This is a genomic window from Dokdonella sp. GW821-FHT11D02 (assembly GCF_058808595.1).
On sequence record NZ_CM179520.1, the window covers coordinates 1,118,351 to 1,137,721 of the forward strand.

The following is a 19,371-nucleotide window of genomic DNA, read 5'->3' on the forward strand; positions in this document are numbered from 1 at the left end:
GCCGCCGGGCCGCCCGCGCTGAGCCCGATTTCGTCTGCGGCCGGTCGTAGCGGCGCGCTGCAATTCCGCTGTCCCCGACGATGGAGCGGATGCATGACGACGCGACTGATTCACAGCGTGACCTTCAAAGTGCTCGGCATCGGCCTTCTGGCCTTGCTGATGCTGATTCCTCTCGGCCAGGTCAACGACCTGATCGGTGAACGCGAGGGCCGCGCGCGCGAAGCGACCGCGCAGATCGCCTCGCGCTGGGGCGGTCAGCAACTGGTCGGCGGGCCGGTGTTGGTGGTGCCGGTGCAGACGCGGCAGCGGCAGGGCGATACCACGGTGACGGTGGAGACGCGCGAATACCTGCTGCCCGATCGCCTCGGCTTGCGCGCACAGCTGGCGCCGGAAATGCGCCGTTACGGCTTGTACGAAACCGCGGTCTATCTGGCCGAGCTGAAGATCGAAGGACGCTTCAACGCGGCCGACATCACCGCGCTCGCCGGCGCCGGCCGCGAGGTGCAGTGGCAGCGCGCGGAGCTGCGCGTGCCGGTGGCCGATGTGCGCGGCATTCGCCACGTCTCGCCGTTACGGCTGGGCCAGCGCGAACTCGATTTCGGTCCGGACGGCGGCGGCGTCGCCGGTGTCGCTGCGATCGCCGCGCCGTTCGCGCTCGATCCGGCCACGCTGCCGCCGCAGCTCGCGTTCGCGTTCGAGTTGACCTTGGCCGGCAGCGAGCGGCTCGCCGCCTTGCCGCTGGCGCGGCAGACCAATCTGCAGGCGAGCGGCGCCTGGCCCGATCCGGGCTTCGACGGCGCCTTCCTGCCGGCCGAACGCCGCGTCGACGAGCGCGGTTTCGAAGCGAGCTGGCAGGTGCTCGATCTGAACCGTCGCATCGCGCAGCGCTGGAGCGAGAGCGAAGCGGCCGGCATTGCGTTGGCCGACAACGCGTTCGGCGTCAGCCTGGTGCGGCCGGCCGGGCCGTATCAACAGAACGTGCGCGCCGGCAAATACGGCGTGCTGTTCATCGCGCTGACCTTCGTCGCATTCTTCCTGTTCGAGGTGCTGCGCGGCCTGCGCGTGCATGCGGTGCAATACCTCTTGGTCGGCGTCGCGCTGTGCACGTTCTATGTCGTGCTGCTGGCCTTGTCGGAACAGTTCGGCTTCGGACTGGCCTATTTCGCCGCGGCCGCGACGACGGTGGTTCTGGTCGGCGGCTACGCCGCGGCGGTGCTGGCGCAGAAGCGCGCGGGTTGGGTGCTGGGTGCGCTGTTGGCCCTGATCTACGCGCTGTTGTACGGCCTGGTCGCGAGCGAAGACTACGCTTTGCTGATGGGCGCATTGGCCTTGCTCACCACGGTCTCCGCGCTGATGTACCTGACCCGCCGTGTCGACTGGTACGCGATGGGGCCGACCGCGCGCGGCGCGTAGGCGCGCCTCTCGCTAAACTGGCGTCGATATGAACCTACTCGCCTTCGAAACCGCCACCGAATCCTGTTCCGCCGCCTTGCTGGTGGAGGGGCGCCTGCTCGAGCGCAGCGAGCTGGCGCCGCGCCGGCACGCCGAACTGCTGCTGCCGATGTGCGAGGCCTTGCTGGCCGAAGCGGGGCTCGCGCGCAGCGATCTCGACGCGCTCGCGGTCGGCTGCGGCCCGGGCGCCTTCACCGGCGTGCGCTTGGCGATCTCGGCCGCGCAGGGCATCGCGCTCGCGCTCGATCTGCCGGTGGTGCCGGTGTCGTCGCTGGCCGCGCTCGCCATGCAGGCGCCGCGCAACGGCGCCGGCGTGCTCGCGGTGATCGATGCGCGCATGGGCGAGATTTATGCCGGAGCGTTTCGTTTCGGCGCGGACGGTTTGCTGGTCGCGCTCGACGGCGAATCGGTCGGCAAGGCAGAAGCGCTGTCGCTGCCGCCGGCGCCGGCTTGGAACGTCGTCGGCAGCGGTTGGGCCAGCTATGCCGAGGCACTGGCCGCGCGCCTGCCGGCGGCGCCGTCGTGGGCCGATGGCGCGCGCTATCCGCAGGCCGCTGATGTGGCGCGTCTGGCCGAGCCGCTGGCGCGCGCCGGGCGCGGTGTCACGGCGGAACAGGCGTTGCCGGTGTATCTGCGCGACAAGGTCGCGCTGACCTTGGCCGAGCAGCGCGCCGCGCGCTGACGCGCCGTCTCAGTCGGCCGCCGCGCGCGACGGCGCGATCGAGTCGATACCGTCGGCGAGGACACAGGCCTCGTAGCCGTCCAACGTCTCGCACGCGAACGGCGGCGGCTTGTGCTCGAAGCGGCTGCGCCAGCGGGCGTCCTTGCCGAGCACGTAGATTTCGTCCTTGCTCCAGGCGCCGGCATCGGCTTGCGCGGTCAGTTCTCCGCAATATTGCTGGGTCGCCTTTGCGTTCCAGCGCGCGAGGTAGCCGCTGTTGAAGGTCAGGTGATGGCGTGCGGCGAGCAGCTGGAACGGCAGGTACGAACCGACCGCCTCGCCGCAGGACGGCGGCGGCAGCAAGGTCAGGTGGCGCCGCCCCTGCGCCAGTTGCGCCCAGCGCGGATCGAGCAGCTGCGTGCCGGGAACTTCGAGGTTCGCCTTCAAGCGCGACTTCGCGTAGTACTGATGCATCGTCGACAGATCGGCCATCTGCACGATCAGCGCGAGGCCGAGCAATCCCGCCGCAAGCAACGGGCGATAGCGCTTGAGCACGGTCCAGATCACCAACAGGATCAGCGCGTAGTAGGCGACCCAGACGAAGCGGCCGGAGGAACGGAACGCGCCGAACAGGCGATTCTTGATCGGCCAGTCGATCAGCACCCAGGAACCGACGGCGAGCACGCTGCTGGCAGCGAACAGGCACAGCAGAAGTGCGACCAGCGCGAGCGGCCGCCAGGCCGGCTCGGGCATTGGTAACCGGCGGTAGCGCACCAAGCCATCCAACAGCAGCCACGCGCCTAGCCCGAGTACGCCGATGCCGGCGAAGGCGAAGCCTTCATACTGATCCGGCAGATAGGGCAGGGTCGGCAGTACGCGCGAATACCCCATCGGGTTGAAGAAGCCGAGCAGGTTGAACGAGTAGCGACCGTAAGGGACGCCGCCGGAGCTGTCGGACGTGTGAATGACCATCGCGCCGCTGAGCCAGAACAGCGGCAGCAGGATCGCCAGCGCGACGCCGAAACCGATCGCCGCCTCGCGCAGCGAACGCGCGCGGTCGAGGCGGATGCGCTTGAGCCAGTAGGCGGCCTGGATCGCCAAGGTCATCGCGGTCAGATACGGATGCACCAGAACCGCCACCGCGCCGAGCAGCCACCACGGCCATGCTTCCGCGATCAGACTTTTAGGCGGCTCCTTACGGAAGTACAGCCACAGCCCGGCCAGCAACAGCCATTGGGTGGTCAAGGTGTCGTGACCGAGGCGGCTCAGCAGGAGCGGCGCGAATACGAACAGCGCGGTACCGGCGAGGATCGTCGCCGGATGTCGTGTCGCGCGCGTCAGCAGCAGCGCGGCGAAGGCGCCTTGCAGCACGTAGTTGGTCAGCAGCCACAGGCCGATGTACTGAAATGGTTCGGGCAGCCACGGCGAGATCGGCTTGAACAGCAACGCGAGCAAGGGCAGCGAGTCGGTGTAGGCGATCGACGTGCCGACCGGATACCACAGCTCCGGCAGCAGCCCCGGCGGCCAATGCCAAGGCGCGCTGCGGAACATCGCCCAGCCGCTGTAGTGCTGGGCGAGGTCGTTGTTGAGCAGCCAGCCGATCGCGCCCGGATCGGCCAGCGCGCTGCCGAGCGTGCGCGCGAAGAACAGCAGACCGCAGGCGGCGCCGATCGCGACCGCGAGTCCGCGGCCGACCTCGCGCCGCCGCGCCGATGCGGTGCCGAAGCCGAGCAGGGCCAAGGCCGAGATCAGGATCAACGCGCGATCGAGCTGCAAGCCCGGCACCGCCGCTTGCGTGGCGGCGAGCTGGTCGAGCAGATGCAGCGCGTCGAACGCGAGCACGCCGCAGATCAGCGCATACAGCGCCGCTTCGAGCCGCCAGTTGCCCGGCCGCGTCGTCGCGGCGGGTGCGTCGAGGCTCATCGAAGGTGCGTTGCGCATGCAGTGATCGCGTCCATTGCGGCAAGGGGGCTTGGTGCATCGGCAGCGCCGTGCATAAGCGCATGAAAGGAACTTATTGCGACGACGTGGATCAGTACGCCGTCGTCGCATACGGCAATCCTACAATCGTAGAACGAACCAGCATGGAAGGTGCAGCGGTGATCAGTCTGGACGCAAGGAAGCAAGCGAAGTTCCATGCCGAGCGCTTTCGCACGGCGGTACCGTTCCGTCACGTCGTCATTTCCGATTTTCTCGATCCGGCCGCGTGCGGGCGCCTGCTCGCCGATTTTCCGAGCTTCGAGGAACGGCATGCCTTGAACGAAATGGGCCAAGTCGGCGGCAAGGCCGTGCGCATGGACGTGCGCGACATTTCCGACACCTACCGCGAACTCGACCGCCAGCTGCAGAGTCCCGAATTTCTCGGCTACGTCTCCGAAGTGACGGGCATTCCCGATCTGCTCTACGACCCCGACTACGTCGGCGGCGGCACGCACGAGAATCGCCACGGCCAGAATCTCGATGCGCACGTCGACTTCAACTATCACCCGCGCACGCGCTGGCATCGCCGGCTCAACTTGATCGTTTACTTGAACCCGCGCTGGGACGAGGGTTGGGGCGGCGCACTGGAGCTGCACGCCGATCCGTGGCGCGAGGCGGCCGACGCGGCCGTGCGCATCGCGCCGCTGTTCAACCAGTGCGCGATCTTCGAAACGACCGAGACGTCCTGGCACGGCTTTTCGGCGATCGCCTTGCCGAAGGAGGCGAGGTCGCTGTCGCGCAAGTCGTTCGCGATCTATCTGTACACGCGCGACCGCCCGCCCGAGCAGACCGCGCCGCCGCACGCGACCGTCTATGTGCCGCCGGCGATGCCGCGTGGCTGGCAGGAGGGGCGCACGCTGGTCGCTGCGGATCTGCGTGATTTGAATCAGCGCTTCAGCCGGCTGCGCTCGCAGCTTCGCTATCTCTACGAGCGCGAGAAGCAGCACGGTGCGCAGACGGCGACGCTCGAACGCGCGCTGCAGCAGGCACGCAACGCGCAGCGCTTGCCGTTGCAGGGCTACGCCACCCAGCCTGCCGCACCGGAAGGGTTGTGGCCGGACGGTTGGGTCGGTGAGGAATTCTCGCTGCGTTTCGTACCGACGCGAGCGACCAAATCGCTGCGGCTGGAACTGTGGTCGCCGCCGCAGCTCGGCAACGGCCAAGAGCTGCGCATCACGCTCGGCAAGGACGGCTACACGCAAGCCTTGCGCCCGGGCATGACCACGCCGGTGCAACTGCGATTGCAGGCTCGCGCCGGCGAAGAGATCGCGCTGACGCTGCGCGCCTCGCGCAGCTGGACGCCGGCCGCCGAAGGCGAGAGTGGCGATCGGCGCGCGCTGTCCTACAAGGTCGTCAGCGCGGAGCTGGAGCACTAGCGCCGCGACGGCGCTGCTCCTCAGCGGCGCAGTCGCGCCAGTGCTCGCGCGGCCAGATGGCGCAGGCTGCGGCGACGCATCGCATCCAGCGCCGCCGTCGACTGCTCGAGCTGGCGCGTGAGTTCACTGAGATCGCGATACAGGCGCTGGTTGTGCTGGTCGCGGCGCGCGAGCAACACGCGCAAGGCTTCCACGTCGGCTGCGGTCAGCGTCGCACCGGCCTGCAGATGCGCCGGCAACGGGCGGTCCACGTAGATGGTCGAATGCGTGCCCGCGAGTTCCTCTGCCGGTCGCTCGTGCGTGTAGAAGTACAGCGCGATCGACTTGCGCGTCAGCTCCTGGCGCGATTGAGGCAAGCAGATGCGGCCGAAACCGTGCCAGCTCCATTCGGTGGTTTCGAATATCACGCAGCGGTTGTACAGCGGCGTGACCAGACGGACGCGGTCGTCCGGTGAGCGCGGGTCGGAATGCAGCTCCAGCGAACCGCCCCAGGTGTCCTGCCACTCGCAGTTGAGGTAGACGATCAGGTTGAGCCGGCGATGCCAGTGCTCGATCGGGTGGCGGTTGAAGTCGACGTGCGGATCGAGATCTTGTCCTTCGCGGTTCTCGTGCGTGCCACCGCCGAAGTAGAACGGGTCGTAGAGCAGGTCCGGAACGCCGGTGAGGCGGCCGACGAAATCGAGGAAGGCACGCGACTGGATCAACTCGTCGAGCGCCGCGTACGAGGCGCCGAGCTCGCGGATGCGTTCGACGGTCGACTTGCCGCCGAGTTCGCCGGCCTCGTTGCGCGCGTTGCCGCGCTCGAACGGCGGGAAATCCGCCAGCAGCTGCGCGGCGTAGCCGGCGGCGAGGAAGTCGTCGATGACGAGATGACGAAACGGCTCGCGGCGGGCGAATGCGGCGGCGTGGCGCTCGGTTTCGAGCAGCACGCGCGGGTCGACGAAGCGGTCGAGGTCGGCGACGGTCATGGGCGCGCATGATGCCATGCGCGTCCGCGTCGCGGCGTCTCAGGCCGGCGTCTTCAGCGCCTCGACGATGCGCTCGATGCGCGCGCGCGTCGGTGCGCGCAGGAGCGCGGCGGCTTGCGTGCGCAGCTGCGCGCGGTCGAGCGCATTGACCAGCTCGCGCACTTCCAACAGCAGGCCCGGATGCATGCTGAAGTCGGTCAGGCCGAGCGCGAGCAGGAGCGCGGTGTAGCGGCGGTCGCCGGCCATCTCGCCGCACAAGCTCACGCGCCGCTGCGCGCGCTGCGCGGTCGCGATGGTTTGCGCGATCAGCTTCAGCACGGCCGGATGCAGCGGGTCGTACAGGTTGGCCAGATGATCGTTGTTGCGGTCGACCGCGAGTGTGTACTGGATCAGGTCGTTGGTGCCGATCGCGATGAAGTCGAGCGATTTGATCATCGCCGGCAGCGCGATCGCGGCGGCCGGCACTTCGATCATCGCGCCAAGCTCGATGTGCTCGGCGATCTCGTGACCGGAGGAGCGCAGGTCGCGCGCGCATTCCTTGAGCAGGCGCCGCACGCTGTGCATCTCTTCGGCGGTCGAGACCATCGGCACCAGAATGCGCAAGGGTCCATAGCCGGAGGCGCGCAGGATCGCGCGCAGCTGGGTCGCGAGAATCTGCGGATGGCGCAAGGACAGGCGCACGCCGCGCACACCGAGCGCCGGATTCTCCTCGTCGTCGAGCGCGAGCCCGCTGGCATCGGCCTTGTCCGCGCCGAGGTCGAGCGTGCGCACCGTGACCGGCAGTCCGCCCATGCCGAGCACGAGGTCGCGATAGGCGAGGAATTGCTCGTCTTCGCTCGGAATCTCGCGCCGCTGCAGGAACAGGAATTCGGTGCGGTAGAGGCCGACGCCGGCGGCGCCGAGCGCACGCGCTTGCGCCACGTCGGCCGGCGATTCCGCATTCGCGTACAGCGCGATCGCGACGCCGTCGCGCGTGCGCGTGTCGGCGTCGCGCAAGAGGGCGAGGCGCTTGCCGCGCTGCGCGACCTCGCGCTGCCAAGCGCGGAAGCGCGCCAGATCTTGCGCGGCCGGATGCACGACGATCTCGCCGTGCTCGCCGTCGATCAGCACCAGATCGTCGTCTTGGATGTGCGACAGCGCCTGGTGCGCCGCGACGATCATCGGCAGGTGCAGCGAGCGTGCCAGGATCGCGCTGTGCGAAACCTGGCTGCCGGAAGAAAGCACGACGCCGAGCACGCCGTGCTCGGCCAGCGGCACCAGCTCCGACGGTGCCACCGTGTCGCTGACCAGGATCTCGCCGACGCGCGCGGCGAGGCGGCGCTCCTCCGCGCTCGATTCGCGCGCGAGTCCGGCCTGCACGCGGCCGATCACGTGATCGATGTCTTCCTTGCGGCTGCGCAGGTAGGGATCGTCCATCGCCTCGAATACCGCGACCAGGCGGTCGCGCTGCATCTTCAGCGCGGCGCTGGCGCGGTAGCGGCCGACGCGAATCAGCTCGAACAGGCCGCTGGTCAGTTCGCGATCGGCCAGCATCAGACTGTGCGCGTCGATGAACTCGGCCACCTCGCGCGCCAAGGCGCCGTGCAGTTTTTCGCGCAGCGCCTGCAATTCCTCGCGCGCGATCGCGATCGCGCGATACAGGCGTTCGAGCTCGGCTTCGACTTCCGATTCTTCCAGCGGGCGTTCGTCGACCAGGTAGCGGCTCGGGTGTTCCAGGCGCGCTCGTCCGAGCGCCATGCCGCGCGATGCACCGCTGCCGGCTAGGACGAGCCTCATTGACCCTCGTCGAACTTGCGCTCGAACAGATCGAGCATCGCCGCCATTGCGGCTTCTTCGTCGGCACCGTCGGTGCGCAGCGTGATCGGCGTGCCGAGACCGGCCGCCAGCATCATCACGCCCATGATGCTCTTCGCGTTGACTTCCTTGCCGCGGCAGGCGATGAACGCGCCGGCCTGGAAGCCGTGCAGCAGCTGCACCAGCTTCGCCGACGCGCGCGCGTGCAGGCCGAGTTTGTTGCTGATTGTGATTTCCCTTTCGAGCATGGCGTTCCTGTCGTGGCTGTTGAGGGGTTGGCTGGCGAGGTCGCGTGCCGGGTGGTCAGCGCACCGTCGCGAGGGTTTTACGGCGCGAATCGTCGCCCGCTGCCGTACGTGCCGCTCGCTCTTTCGGACTTGCTTCGCCGTTCGCGCGCACTCCTGCGCGCCGCGTACGGCGAGGCCGCGTGTCGAGAAATGGGCGGGCCGGCCGGTTTCTCAACCTCCTATGGGTTGTCGACGACGATGCCGCCGCGCCCGCCGCTCGCCGCCGTCTGCGCGAGTTCGTCGAGCGACTGCTCCGGATAGTTGAGCACCCGCAGCAGCATCGGCAAATTCAGTCCGGACACGCAGTGCATGCGCACGCCGAGGTCGGGCAGGCGCCGCGCGATGTTGCACGGCGTGGCGCCGTACAGATCCGACAGCACCAGCACGCCATCGCCGTGATCGAGCTCGCGCGCGCTGGCGACGGCGGTGCGCAGCATCGTGTCCGGATCGTCGCTGGGCGCGACTTCCTGCACTTCGACCGACAGCGGCAAGCGGCCGAGCACGTGTCGCGCCGCGCCGATCAAAGCCGCACCCATCGATTCGTGGGTCATCAGGAGGACACCGACGGTCATGGACATGCTCCGCAAGCCGGGATTGGGGATTGGGGATTGGGGATTCGGAAAAGCACGCCGCGGCTCGATGGCGGCATTCGAGCCAATGCCGCCTGCTCCAAACCAATCCCCAATCCCGAATCTCGAATCCCGGCTCTCATCACTCCAACTCCCGATGATAAGTGAGCACCTGCGCATAGCGCTGGCGGAAGTGCTCGGCAAGGCGCTCGGACAGATACACCGAACGGTGGCGGCCGCCGGTGCAGCCGATGCAGATGGTCACGTAACTGCGGCCGTCGTGCTCGAAACGCGGCAGCCAGCGGTCGAGCAGGTGCGCGAGGTCGCCGCGGAATTCGCCGACTTCGGCGCGCTCCTCCAGCCATTCGCGCACCGGTGCGTCTTTGCCCGACAGCGGGCGCAGCTTCGCTTCCCAGTGCGGGTTGGGCAGGCAGCGCGCGTCGAAGACGAAGTCGGCGTCGGTCGGCACGCCGCGGCGATAGGCGAACGATTCGAACAGCAAGGTCATCGCGCCGGCGGTCAGCCCCATCTCGGTGATGATCAGGCGACGCAGCTGGTGCACGTTGAGATCGCTGGTGTCGATCGTGCGGTCGGCGATCGCCAGCATCGGGCGCAGCAAGCGGCGTTCTTCGGCGATCGCCTCGGCCAGCGCGAGGCCGTCGCCCGACAGCGGATGGCGGCGGCGCGTTTCCGAATAGCGCTTGATCAGCACTTCGTCGCGCGTGTCGAGGAAGACCAGCCGGTAGCCGATGTTCGCTTGCGCCAGTTCGGCCAGGATCTGCGGCAGGCGGTTGAGGTTCTCGGCGCGATTGCGCACGTCGACGCCGACCGCGAGCCGGTGGCGCAGGCCGACCGCGTTCTGCGACAGCGCCTGCACGAACGCCGGCATCAGTGCGGCCGGCAGGTTGTCGACGCAGTAGTAGCCGAGATCCTCGAGCGTGCGCAGTGCGACGGTCTTGCCCGAACCGGACAAGCCGCTGACCACGATCAGTTGGTCGGAACCGTTGTCGGGGCTGGCGGGCGTTTCTACCATGGCGGCAAGCGGCGCATCTGGTGCGCCTGGCGGTCGATGAAAGTCTGTGCGGGGTCGAAGCCCTTGGTCTTGAGCATGTGGCTGCGCACCGCCGCCTCCGCCAGCACGGCGATGTTGCGGCCCGGCGCGACCGGGATGACGATCTGCGGCACCTGCACGTCGAGGATCTCGCGATAGCCGACGTCGCCGGTCAGGCGCGTCATCGCGTCGCCCGGTGCGTCGAGTTTCTGCGGTTTGAGGTGCACGATCAGGCGCAAGTATTTCGAGGGTTTGACCGCGGTCTGACCGAACATCTCGCGCACGTTCAGCACGCCCAGGCCGCGCACTTCGAGCAGGTCGCGCAGCATGTCGGGGCAGTTGCCGTCGATCACGTCCGGCGCGATCAAGGTGAATTCGGGCGCGTCGTCGGCGACCAGGCGATGGCCGCGCGTGATCAGTTCCAGCGCGAGCTCGCTCTTGCCGGTGCCGCTCTCGCCGGTGATCAGAACACCGATCGAGTACACCTCCATCAGCACGCCGTGCAGGGTGATCTGGCGCGCCAGCGTGCGCGCGAGCTGGTACTGCAGATAGGTGAGCAGCTCATGTCCGCGCTTGGGGCTGTGCCACAGCGGCGTATTGGTTTCCTCGGCCGCCTTGCGCAGGTCGGCCGGCACCGGCTGGTCCTTGGTCACCAGGAGCGCGGTCGGCTGATAGGCGACGATTTTCTCGACCGTTTCCCAGCGCTGGCGCGAATCGAGGCTGTCGAGGTAGTTCAGCTCCTCGGTGCCGATGATCTGCACTTTGTTGGGATAGATGATGTTGAGGTAGCCGACCAGGGACGGCCGCCGCGCCTGGGTGCCGCCGGTTTCGATCGCACGGTTCTCGCCGCGCATGCCGGCGATCCAGCGCAGCGCCAGGCGCTCGCCGACCGAATCGAACAACTGGCGAGCGCTCAAACGGTCCATGCGCTGGGGCCGGGATGGAGAATTGAGGATTGCTGATTGGGCAGAAGCACGAGAGCGGCAGGTCGCACCGGAGTCCAGACTCGCAGTGTACGGGGACTGGCGCCGATCGTCACAACGAGGGGCCGTCGTGCTCAGGTCTCGCTGCGAAGTCCCTTGCGCAGGGCGTCGTGCAGCGTGGCGGAATCGGTCGCGGCACGCAGCGCGCCGGTGACGGCCGGATTGGAGAACAGCTCGGCGAGTTCGGCCAGGAGCTTCAAGTGCTGGTCGGTGAAATGCGCCGGCACGATCAGCGCGGCGACGAGGTCGACCGGCTGCTGGTCGGAGGCGCCGAAATCGATCGGCGCATCGAGCCGCACGAACGCGGCACGGGCCTGCGCGAGCGCTGCGCTGCGGCCGTGCGGAATGGCGACGCCGTGACCGAGGCCGGTGCTGCCGAGGCGCTCGCGCGCGAGCAGCGCATCGCGTACGACGGTTTCGTCTTCGCCCCCGGCGAGCAAGGTCGACAGTTCGGCGATCAAGGCGGCCTTGTCGCGTGCGACAAGGCCGGTCCGCACCCGCTCGGGCGACAACAAATCGAGAAAAGGCATGGGCGGGTGCGGGGTCTCGCGACGGTAGCCGATAGCTTAGCTGTAACGCGCCGACCGCACCGAATCGGCGTGGTGGTCGGTCAGCTTTTCCTTGTGCTTGCGCACTTGCGTGTCGACCTTGTCGACCAGAGTGTCGATCGCGGCGTACATGTCGACCGCGGTCGCGTCCGCGTGGAGGGTCTTGCCTGACAGCTGGATCGTCGCCTCGGCCTTGTGCAAAAGCTTCTCGACGCCGAGGACGATGGTGAAATCATGCAGGTGGTCGAAGTGGCGCGTGATGCGCTCGAACTTACTGATGGCGTAGTCGCGCAGTGCGGCGGTGACTTCGACCTGATGACCTTTGACATTGATCTGCATGATGGACTCCTCGTGTTGGGGGCGGCGCACGCCGACCCGGACATAAGGTCGCGGGCGTAGCCGGGATTCCGGTACGAGCGCGGCCTGCATGGACTCCGACCTGCGGCGGCCGGCGGTGTTCCCTCCTGTGTGTGGAATGATGGAATTGGATGCGCGCATCGTGCTTCAAGCCAGCCGACTGCGATCGTTGGAAGAAGGAATGTTCAACGCTTCCCGGTACTTGGCCACCGTACGCCGGGCCACGTTAATTCCGCGTCGATTCAATTCGGCGGCGAGCACCTGGTCCGACAGCGGCTTGGCGCGTTGTTCATCGCCGATCAGCTTCTTGATCATCGCCTGAATCGCGGTGGCGGAAGCGGCGCCGCCGTCGACGGTGGTGACGCCGCTGGAGAAGAAATACTTGAACTCGAACGTGCCGCGCGGCGTGTGCAGGTATTTGCGCGTGGTCACGCGGCTGATCGTCGATTCGTGCATGCCGACTTCCTCGGCGACGTCCTTGAGCACCAACGGGCGCATCGCTTCGGCGCCGAATTCGAGAAAGGCTTCCTGCGCACGCACGATTGAGGTGGCGACCTTGAGCATGGTCTCCGCGCGCGTCTTCAGGGACTTGATCAGCCAACGCGCTTCCTGCAGCTGGCCCTTGAGGTAGTTCGCGTCCTCGCGCCGCGCCTTCGCGATCAGGCCGGCATAGTGTTCGTTGATACCCAAACGCGGCTGGCAGCCGGGCGCCAGCGTGACCTGCCAGCGGCCGCTAATCTTGCGTGCGTACGCGTCCGGCGCGACGTAGTCGGTGCTGGTGCTGGCGTAGCTGCTGCCGGGCTTGGGCGCCAGGCTGCGGATCAGGGCCAGCGCGGTTTCGAATGTCTCTTCGTCGACGTGCAGGCGCTGGCACAGGCGCGCGCGATCCTGCCGTGCCAGCGCCTCCAGATGCTCGGCGATCAGGACGCGCGCGAGCGCCAGCCCCGGCGTCGCCGGTTCGAGCACTTCGAGCTGCACGGCGAGGCATTCCTTCAGCGAACGGCTGGCCACGCCGACCGGATCGAACAGCTGCACGCGGTGGCGCACCGCCTGGACTTCTTCCAAGGTGACCGTGTGCAGCGTCGCCAAGGCGTCGCGGATCGATTCGTCGCTTTCGCTGAGGTAGCCGTCGTCGTCGATCGCCTCGATGATGGTCGCGGCGATCGCGCGATCGCGCGCCGAGATCGGCGTCAGGTTCAGCTGCCACAAGAGATGATCGCGCAGGTCCAGCGCTTCGGCGTCCTGCGGTTCGAGGCCATCCTCGTCGGGCGCGGCGCTGCGGTACTCGTCGCGCTCGACTTCGATGTCGAGCGGCGTTTCCTCGCTTTCGGAGGATTCTGCCGGGCTTTCGTTCGGCGTCTCTTCCGCCGTTTCCGCAGCCGGACCGCCGTCCGCTTCTTCCGCTTCGACCGCTTCGCTCGTTTCCATCTCGAGCAGTGGGTTGGATTCCAGCGCGGTGTTCAGCTCCAGCTCCAGCTCCAGCCGCGACAGCTGCAGCAGCCGAATCGCCTGTTGCAGCTGAGGCGTCAGCGCCAGCGATTGGCTGAGGCGAAATTGAAGCGCTGGTTTCATTCCTGGAGCAAGCTGGACCCGTTGACCCATCCTAGCGCCAAACGACGGGTACGGGCAGATTGACTCGGGGCCGGGATTGGGGATTCGGGATTGGGACAAGCCAGGCGTGCGTTTGCGCAAGGGGGAGTCGAAGCAGCTTCTTCGAATCTCCAATCCCCAATCCCAGCTCTTCCTACATTCGAAACTCGCGCCCCAGATAGACCTCGCGCACCTGCTCGTTGGCGAGGATGTCGGCGGGAGCGCCCTGCGCCAGCACGGCGCCTTCGCTCATGATGTAGGCGCGCTCGCAGATACCGAGCGTTTCGCGCACGTTGTGGTCGGTGATCAGGATGCCGATGCCGCGTGCGCGCAGCTGCCGCACGATGCGTTGGATGTCGACCACCGAAATCGGATCGATGCCGGCGAACGGTTCGTCCAGCAGCATGAAGCGCGGCTTCGCCGCCAGCGCGCGCGCGATCTCGACGCGGCGCCGCTCGCCGCCCGACAGGCTGACGCCTTTCTGGCCCGCGATGTGGCCGATCTGCAAGTCGTCGAGCAGGCTCTCCAGCTCGCTGGCGCGCGCACCGGCATCGAGGTCGTCGCGCAGCTCCAGGATCGCGAGAATGTTGTCGGCCACGCTGAGGCGGCGGAACACCGACGCTTCCTGCGGCAGGTAGCCCACGCCCAAGCGCGCGCGCGAGTGCATGGGTAGCGTGGTGACGTCTTGGTCGTCGATGCGGATTGCGCCGGCGTCCGCGGCGATCAGGCCGACGACCATGTAGAAACAGGTCGTCTTGCCCGCGCCGTTGGGGCCGAGCAGGCCGACGATCTCGCCCTGCTCGAGGGTGAAAGCGAAATCGCGCACGACGGCGCGGCCGCGGAAACTCTTGCGCAGACCCGACGCGCTCAACATCAGGGTTGGCCGTCCGCGTCGGCTTTCTTGGGCTGCGCGTCAGCCGGTTTGTCTTGCGCCGGCTTCTTGTCGGCCGGCTTGTCCTTTGCTGGCGCATCGGTTTTCGCAGCCGGTTTGGACTTCGGCTCGATCACCATGTGCACGCGGTTGCCGGCGGTGTTGTCGCCGCTCTCCATTTCGCCGGTATTGGTGTTGTAGGTCATCTTCTCGCCGTGGAAGGTGCCGCGGCCTTGCTGCACCACGGTCACGTTGCCGGTCAGCACGGCGATGCTGGTGTCGTTGTTGTAGTCGATGTTGTCGGCGTCGGCGGTCATCAGACCGGTGCCGTTGTCTTGCTGCTGCTCGATGTGCGCCTGCTTGCCGACCAGCACGACGCGCTGCACTTCGCCGGAAATGTCGTTGCCCTTGGCGTCCTTGGCGTTGCTCGGATGCTGGTAGATCGTCGCTTCCGCGCCGTGCGATTTCATCGAGCCCTGCACGACGACGACGTTGCCGCGCAGAAAGGTCGTGCCCGGCGTCTTGTCGGTGCCCTGCACGATCTTGGAGTAATCGGCCTTGATGTCCATCGGCTGCTGGCGGTCGGTGCTGAGCGCACTCGCCGCGAGCGGCGCCAGCGCGCACAGCGCGGCGAGCACGCCGGCGCGGCTACTTGCGCTGGTTCTTCGGTGGGATCGTCGAATGCACATCGGACAATAGCTCCAGGGTCTTGTCGTTGAGGTCGCCGCGCATACCGACGCCGCGGAGTATAGAACCCGCCTGCGTGATCGTAGCCGGCGCCGCGGTTTCCATCTTCTTGTCCTTCGGCCAGGTGGTCAGGTCGGTGGTGACCAGATCGACCGGTTTGGTCTTGCCGATCGCCTCGCGATGCATCTCGACGTGGCCGAGCAGCTTCATGATCGTGCCGTCCTTGTTGACCCACGCCGAATCGGACTTGCCTTGCCAGGGGTTGCCGCTGCCGTCGACCAGGACATAGTCGGGCGTGGTGACGAAGATCGAGCCGTCGTCGCCGCGCCGCGCGAGGAAGGGGCCGGTGACCTGGAACGTGCGCTGGCCTTCCGCGTTGAGCGCATTCAGGGTGAAGTCGCTCAGCGTGTAGTCCGAGCGCGGGGGACCGGCGAAGGTCTGCTCGTTGGTGCGGTCGCGGTTGAGCCAGAGCAGGTATTCGGTGCCGAGCACGAGCGCGAGAAGCGCGGCGATGGTCAGCCAGTAGTTGCGGCTCACGAAGCGCTACCGATCAGCTCAGGAACGCCGCGAGTTCGCTCTCGGCCTTGCCCTGGGCGGCGAGGATCAAGTCGCACACTTCGCGCACCGCCCCCTGGCCGCCGGCCAGACGCGTGCGCCAATGGGTGCGTTCGCGCAGCCACGGATGCGCATTCGCCACCGCGATCGAGAGGCCGCACAGCTGCATCGCGGCGAGGTCGGGCAGATCGTCACCGGTGTAAGCGGTCTGCTCCCCATCCAGCCGCAGCGCGTGCAGCAGCTGCTGCAGGCAGGCGCGTTTGTCCTTTTGATCTTGATAGACGTGCGCGACGCCGAGCTCGGCCATGCGTTCGGTGACGACGTGGCTGAGGCGCGCGGTGATCACCGCGACCTCGACGCCGTTGGCGAGCAGGCGCTTCAAGCCGAGCCCGTCGTGCACGTTGAACGCCTTCAGCTCGTGCCCGTCGGCGGTGTACCAGAGCTTGCCGTCGGTGAGGACGCCGTCGACGTCGAAAACGGCCAGCTTGATGCGGGCGGCACGGTCGCGGATATCGGCGGGAAGATCGGTCGGAAGCACAGGGACTCGGGATTTGAAGAGAGAAGGTCGAACGAGGCGCAGCGGCACCGAACGGATCGCGACGCGGTCTTCGTATCCCGAATCCCGAATCTCCAATCCCGGCTTCTACACCACTCTGGCGCGCAAGAGATCGTGAATGTTGAGCGCACCGACCACGCGATTGTCCGCATCGACCACCAACAGCGCATGAATCTTGTGCGCTTCCATCAGCTGTGCGGCCTCGACCGCGAGCTTGTCGGCGCCGATCGACTTCGGATGCGCGGTCATCAAACGGGTGACCGGCGTAGTGCGCAGGTCGATGTCGTCGTCGTCGACCGCGCGGCGCAAGTCACCGTCGGTGAAGACGCCGAGCAGGTGCTGCTCGGCGTCGATGATTGCGGTCATGCCCAGGCCCTTGCGCGTCATTTCGACCAGCGCATCGGTCAGGCTGACGTCGGGCGCAACGGTCGGGATGCGTTCGCCGGTGTGCATGATGTCGCTGATCTTCAGCAGCAGCTGGCGGCCGAGGCTGCCGGCCGGGTGCGAGCGCGCGAAATCCTCGTCGGTGAAGCCGCGCGCTTCGAGCAGGGCGATCGCCAGCGCATCGCCCATCACCAGGGCCGCGGTGGTGCTCGAGGTCGGCGCCAGTCCGAGCGGGCAGGCTTCGGCCGGCACGCTGGTATCGAGATGCACGTCGGCCAGGCGCGCTAGCGAGGAGCCGATATTGCCGCTCATGACGATCAGCGGGATGCCCTGGCGTTTGATCAGCGGCAGGATCGCGAGCAGTTCGTCGGTTTCGCCGGAGTTCGACAGCGCCAGCACCACGTCCTTGGGCGTGATCATGCCGAGGTCGCCGTGGCTGGCTTCGGCCGGGTGCACGAAGAACGAGGGGGTGCCGGTCGAGGCCAGGGTCGCCGCGATCTTGCGCGCGATGTGGCCGGACTTGCCCATGCCCGAAACGACCACGCGCCCGGGGCATTCGAACATCAGCTGGCAGGCGCGCAGGAAATCCGCGTCGATGCGGCCCTGCAGCGCGGTGATCGCCTCCGCTTCGATCGCGATCACGGTCTGCGCGCTGCGCACGAGCGCGGTCGCATCGAGCAGAGGGTTGTTCAACGGGCGCACGGCGGCGTGGATCTGGGCATTCATCGTGGTGAGGCGCGCCAGCGTCCTGGCGAAAGTCCTGGATGGGTCGGAGACATCGGAATTTCTGCGCTGCTCTAGGATTTTGAGTACCATGCGCCGCCTCATTGTATCCGCTTCGCCGGGCCGGTTGGTCTGGCGGTCCAAGACTTCAGACGAGCGTCGCCGCCGCAGCGTCGCGGCCGAACCGGCTTCCGGCCTCCCCGCAGGCCGGGCGGGAGTCTACGGTGTATTTCGTAAGCAATTCGTTCCGGAGGCGGCGCGCGGCCCGCCCCGGCACCTAAGTGCTTGGTGCGGCAGTGGGGGCGGGACCGCCGCGAATGTTCGGATACGAGTCGTGGCAGGATGCCCGATCCCTGCCAGTCAGCCCTTTTCCCGGAGAAAAGCACAAGATGGACAGTTCCACCGTGCAAAGTCTGATCCAGCGCGGCATGCCCGAGGCGAAAGTCGAGGTGCACGGCCCCGACGGCGTGCATTTCGAGGCGCTGGTGGTCAGCCCGGCCTTCGCCGGCAAGCTGCCGCTGGCGCGCCACCGCATGGTCTACGCCACCCTCGGCGAGCTGATGGGCGGCGAAATCCACGCGCTGTCGCTGCGCACGCTGACCCCTGACGAAGCGCAGCAGCAGTAAGAACCTCGGGATCCGGCGTCACTGCGCCACTCCCAATCCCCAATCCCGAATCCCGAATCCCGGCATAAAAATGGCAAAAATCGTAATCAACGGCGGCCAACCCCTCAACGGCGACGTCTGGGTATCGGGCGCGAAGAACGCCGTGCTGCCGATTCTCGCGGCGACCCTGCTCGCGGACGGGCCGGTCACCATCGGCAACGTGCCGCACCTGCACGACGTCACCACGACGATGGAGCTGCTCGGCCAGATGGGCGTTGAGCTGATCATCGACGAGCGCATGAAGATCCATGCCGATCCGCGCTCGGCCAAGCACTATTTCGCGCCGTACGACCTGGTCAAGACGATGCGCGCGTCGATCCTCGTGCTGGGTCCCTTGGTGGCGCGCTTCGGCGAAGCGGTGGTGTCGCTGCCGGGCGGTTGCGCGATCGGTTCGCGCCCGGTCGATCTGCACCTCAAAGGCCTGCAAGCGCTGGGCGCCGAGGTCACCGTCGAGAACGGCTACATCAAGGCGCGCGCCAAGCGCCTCAGGGGCGCACGCATCAATCTCGACCTGGTCACCGTGACCGGCACCGAGAATCTGATGATGGCCGCCGCGCTCGCCTCCGGCACGACCATCATCGAGAACGCGGCGCAAGAGCCCGAGGTCGTCGACCTGGCCAACTGCCTCAACGCGATGGGCGCCAAGATCGAAGGCGCCGGCACCGCGACCTTGGTGATCGAAGGCGTCGAACGCCTGTCCGGCACCACCTACGAGGTGCTGCCAGACCGCATCGAGACCGGCACCTTCCTGGTCGCCGGTGCGATCACCGGCGGCAAGGTCACCGCCAAGCGCGCGCGGCCGAAGACGCTCGACGCCGTACTGAGCAAACTCGAGGATGCCGGCGCGCACATTTCCACCGGCGAAGACTGGATCGAACTCGACATGCGCGGAAACCGGCCGAAGGCGGTCAACGTGACCACCGCGCCGTATCCGGCTTTCCCGACCGACATGCAGGCGCAGTTCACCGCGCTCAACTGCATCGCCGAGGGTGTCGGCATCATCACCGAGACGGTGTTCGAGAACCGCTTCATGCACGCGCTCGAACTGCAGCGCCTCGGTGCCGACATCCAGATCGAAGGCAACAGCGCGATCATCAAAGGCGTGGAGAAAATGTCCGGCGCACCGATGATGGCGACCGACCTGCGCGCGTCCGCCTCCCTGGTGCTGGCCGGCCTGGTCGCGCACGGCGATACCGTGGTCGACCGCATCTATCACATCGATCGCGGCTACGAGAACATCGAGGAGAAGCTCGGCGGGCTCGGTGCGCACATTCGGCGCTTGCCGGCGTAAGCACGAGTTACCTATCCGAACGC

Annotated in this window: 20 protein-coding genes; 5 read left to right on the forward strand and 15 right to left on the reverse strand. The window is 67.2% G+C overall.

Annotated elements, in window-relative coordinates:
* Positions 1-93: 93 nt before the first annotated feature.
* Together creD and tsaB are read left to right on the forward strand one after the other, a co-directional pair.
* Complete coding sequence (creD, locus tag AC3QL3_RS04660; RefSeq protein WP_492897155.1) at positions 94-1,413, forward strand: cell envelope integrity protein CreD; 1,320 nt, start codon at positions 94-96, stop codon at positions 1,411-1,413.
* Positions 1,414-1,441: 28 nt separating this feature from the next.
* On the forward strand, positions 1,442-2,134 hold the full coding sequence (tsaB, locus tag AC3QL3_RS04665; RefSeq protein ID WP_492897156.1) for a tRNA (adenosine(37)-N6)-threonylcarbamoyltransferase complex dimerization subunit type 1 TsaB: 693 nt from the start codon (positions 1,442-1,444) through the stop codon (positions 2,132-2,134).
* Between the two features lie 9 nt (positions 2,135-2,143).
* Here the strand turns inward: tsaB and AC3QL3_RS04670 are convergent, their stop codons facing one another.
* Positions 2,144-4,054, reverse strand: coding sequence for a DUF6311 domain-containing protein (locus AC3QL3_RS04670; protein ID WP_492897157.1), 1,911 nt, complete (start codon positions 4,052-4,054; stop codon positions 2,144-2,146).
* A gap of 143 nt (positions 4,055-4,197) precedes the next feature.
* Here AC3QL3_RS04670 and AC3QL3_RS04675 point away from each other — a divergent pair, with 143 nt between their 5' ends.
* Positions 4,198-5,469 carry a 2OG-Fe(II) oxygenase gene (locus tag AC3QL3_RS04675; RefSeq protein ID WP_492897158.1) on the forward strand — a complete coding sequence of 424 codons (1,272 nt, stop codon included), beginning with the start codon at positions 4,198-4,200 and terminating at the stop codon, positions 5,467-5,469.
* A 20-nt stretch (positions 5,470-5,489) separates the two neighbouring features.
* On the opposite strand, the gene AC3QL3_RS04680 is transcribed toward AC3QL3_RS04675, so the two are convergent.
* The 14 genes from AC3QL3_RS04680 to AC3QL3_RS04745 all read right to left on the reverse strand — a co-directional run bounded on the left by AC3QL3_RS04680 (position 5,490) and on the right by AC3QL3_RS04745 (position 17,395).
* Complete coding sequence (locus AC3QL3_RS04680; protein WP_492897159.1) at positions 5,490-6,437, reverse strand: 2OG-Fe(II) oxygenase; 948 nt, start codon at positions 6,435-6,437, stop codon at positions 5,490-5,492.
* A gap of 39 nt (positions 6,438-6,476) precedes the next feature.
* Entirely contained in the window at positions 6,477-8,213 is a 1,737-nt protein-coding gene (gene ptsP / locus AC3QL3_RS04685; RefSeq protein WP_492897160.1) for a phosphoenolpyruvate--protein phosphotransferase, read from the reverse strand.
* Positions 8,210-8,479 (reverse strand): HPr family phosphocarrier protein, encoded by a 270-nt coding sequence (locus tag AC3QL3_RS04690; RefSeq protein WP_492897161.1) that lies wholly within the window; start codon positions 8,477-8,479, stop codon positions 8,210-8,212. The genes ptsP and AC3QL3_RS04690 overlap by 4 nt, the downstream gene beginning before the upstream one ends.
* A gap of 218 nt (positions 8,480-8,697) precedes the next feature.
* Entirely contained in the window at positions 8,698-9,090 is a 393-nt protein-coding gene (locus tag AC3QL3_RS04695) for a PTS sugar transporter subunit IIA (RefSeq protein ID WP_492897162.1), read from the reverse strand.
* 139 nt (positions 9,091-9,229) lie between these two features.
* Positions 9,230-10,120 (reverse strand): RNase adapter RapZ, encoded by an 891-nt coding sequence (gene rapZ / locus AC3QL3_RS04700; protein WP_492897163.1) that lies wholly within the window; start codon positions 10,118-10,120, stop codon positions 9,230-9,232.
* A complete protein-coding gene (gene hprK / locus AC3QL3_RS04705) occupies positions 10,114-11,064 on the reverse strand; it encodes an HPr(Ser) kinase/phosphatase (RefSeq protein ID WP_492897164.1) in 951 nt (316 codons plus the stop codon). Before hprK ends, rapZ begins: the two co-directional genes overlap by 7 nt.
* 131 nt (positions 11,065-11,195) lie before the next feature.
* Positions 11,196-11,651, reverse strand: a complete 456-nt coding sequence (locus AC3QL3_RS04710; protein WP_492897165.1) for a PTS sugar transporter subunit IIA — start codon at positions 11,649-11,651, stop codon at positions 11,196-11,198.
* Between the two features lie 36 nt (positions 11,652-11,687).
* Positions 11,688-12,008 (reverse strand): ribosome hibernation-promoting factor, HPF/YfiA family, encoded by a 321-nt coding sequence (hpf, locus tag AC3QL3_RS04715; RefSeq protein WP_492897166.1) that lies wholly within the window; start codon positions 12,006-12,008, stop codon positions 11,688-11,690.
* Between the two features lie 165 nt (positions 12,009-12,173).
* Positions 12,174-13,598, reverse strand: a complete 1,425-nt coding sequence (locus tag AC3QL3_RS04720) for an RNA polymerase factor sigma-54 (protein ID WP_492897168.1) — start codon at positions 13,596-13,598, stop codon at positions 12,174-12,176.
* A gap of 172 nt (positions 13,599-13,770) precedes the next feature.
* Entirely contained in the window at positions 13,771-14,490 is a 720-nt protein-coding gene (gene lptB / locus AC3QL3_RS04725) for an LPS export ABC transporter ATP-binding protein (protein ID WP_492897169.1), read from the reverse strand.
* Positions 14,490-15,125 carry a lipopolysaccharide transport periplasmic protein LptA gene (gene lptA, locus AC3QL3_RS04730; protein WP_492897170.1) on the reverse strand — a complete coding sequence of 212 codons (636 nt, stop codon included), beginning with the start codon at positions 15,123-15,125 and terminating at the stop codon, positions 14,490-14,492. The genes lptB and lptA overlap by 1 nt, the downstream gene beginning before the upstream one ends.
* A gap of 10 nt (positions 15,126-15,135) precedes the next feature.
* Entirely contained in the window at positions 15,136-15,711 is a 576-nt protein-coding gene (gene lptC / locus AC3QL3_RS04735) for an LPS export ABC transporter periplasmic protein LptC (protein ID WP_492897171.1), read from the reverse strand.
* Positions 15,712-15,724: 13 nt separating this feature from the next.
* A complete protein-coding gene (locus AC3QL3_RS04740) occupies positions 15,725-16,267 on the reverse strand; it encodes a KdsC family phosphatase (protein WP_492897172.1) in 543 nt (180 codons plus the stop codon).
* Positions 16,268-16,372: 105 nt separating this feature from the next.
* Complete coding sequence (locus tag AC3QL3_RS04745; RefSeq protein ID WP_492897173.1) at positions 16,373-17,395, reverse strand: KpsF/GutQ family sugar-phosphate isomerase; 1,023 nt, start codon at positions 17,393-17,395, stop codon at positions 16,373-16,375.
* A gap of 386 nt (positions 17,396-17,781) precedes the next feature.
* Here AC3QL3_RS04745 and AC3QL3_RS04750 point away from each other — a divergent pair, with 386 nt between their 5' ends.
* Together AC3QL3_RS04750 and murA are read left to right on the forward strand one after the other, a co-directional pair.
* Positions 17,782-18,018 (forward strand): BolA family protein, encoded by a 237-nt coding sequence (locus AC3QL3_RS04750; RefSeq protein WP_492897175.1) that lies wholly within the window; start codon positions 17,782-17,784, stop codon positions 18,016-18,018.
* A gap of 70 nt (positions 18,019-18,088) precedes the next feature.
* Positions 18,089-19,348, forward strand: a complete 1,260-nt coding sequence (gene murA, locus AC3QL3_RS04755) for a UDP-N-acetylglucosamine 1-carboxyvinyltransferase (protein ID WP_492897176.1) — start codon at positions 18,089-18,091, stop codon at positions 19,346-19,348.
* Positions 19,349-19,371: the final 23 nt, after the last annotated feature.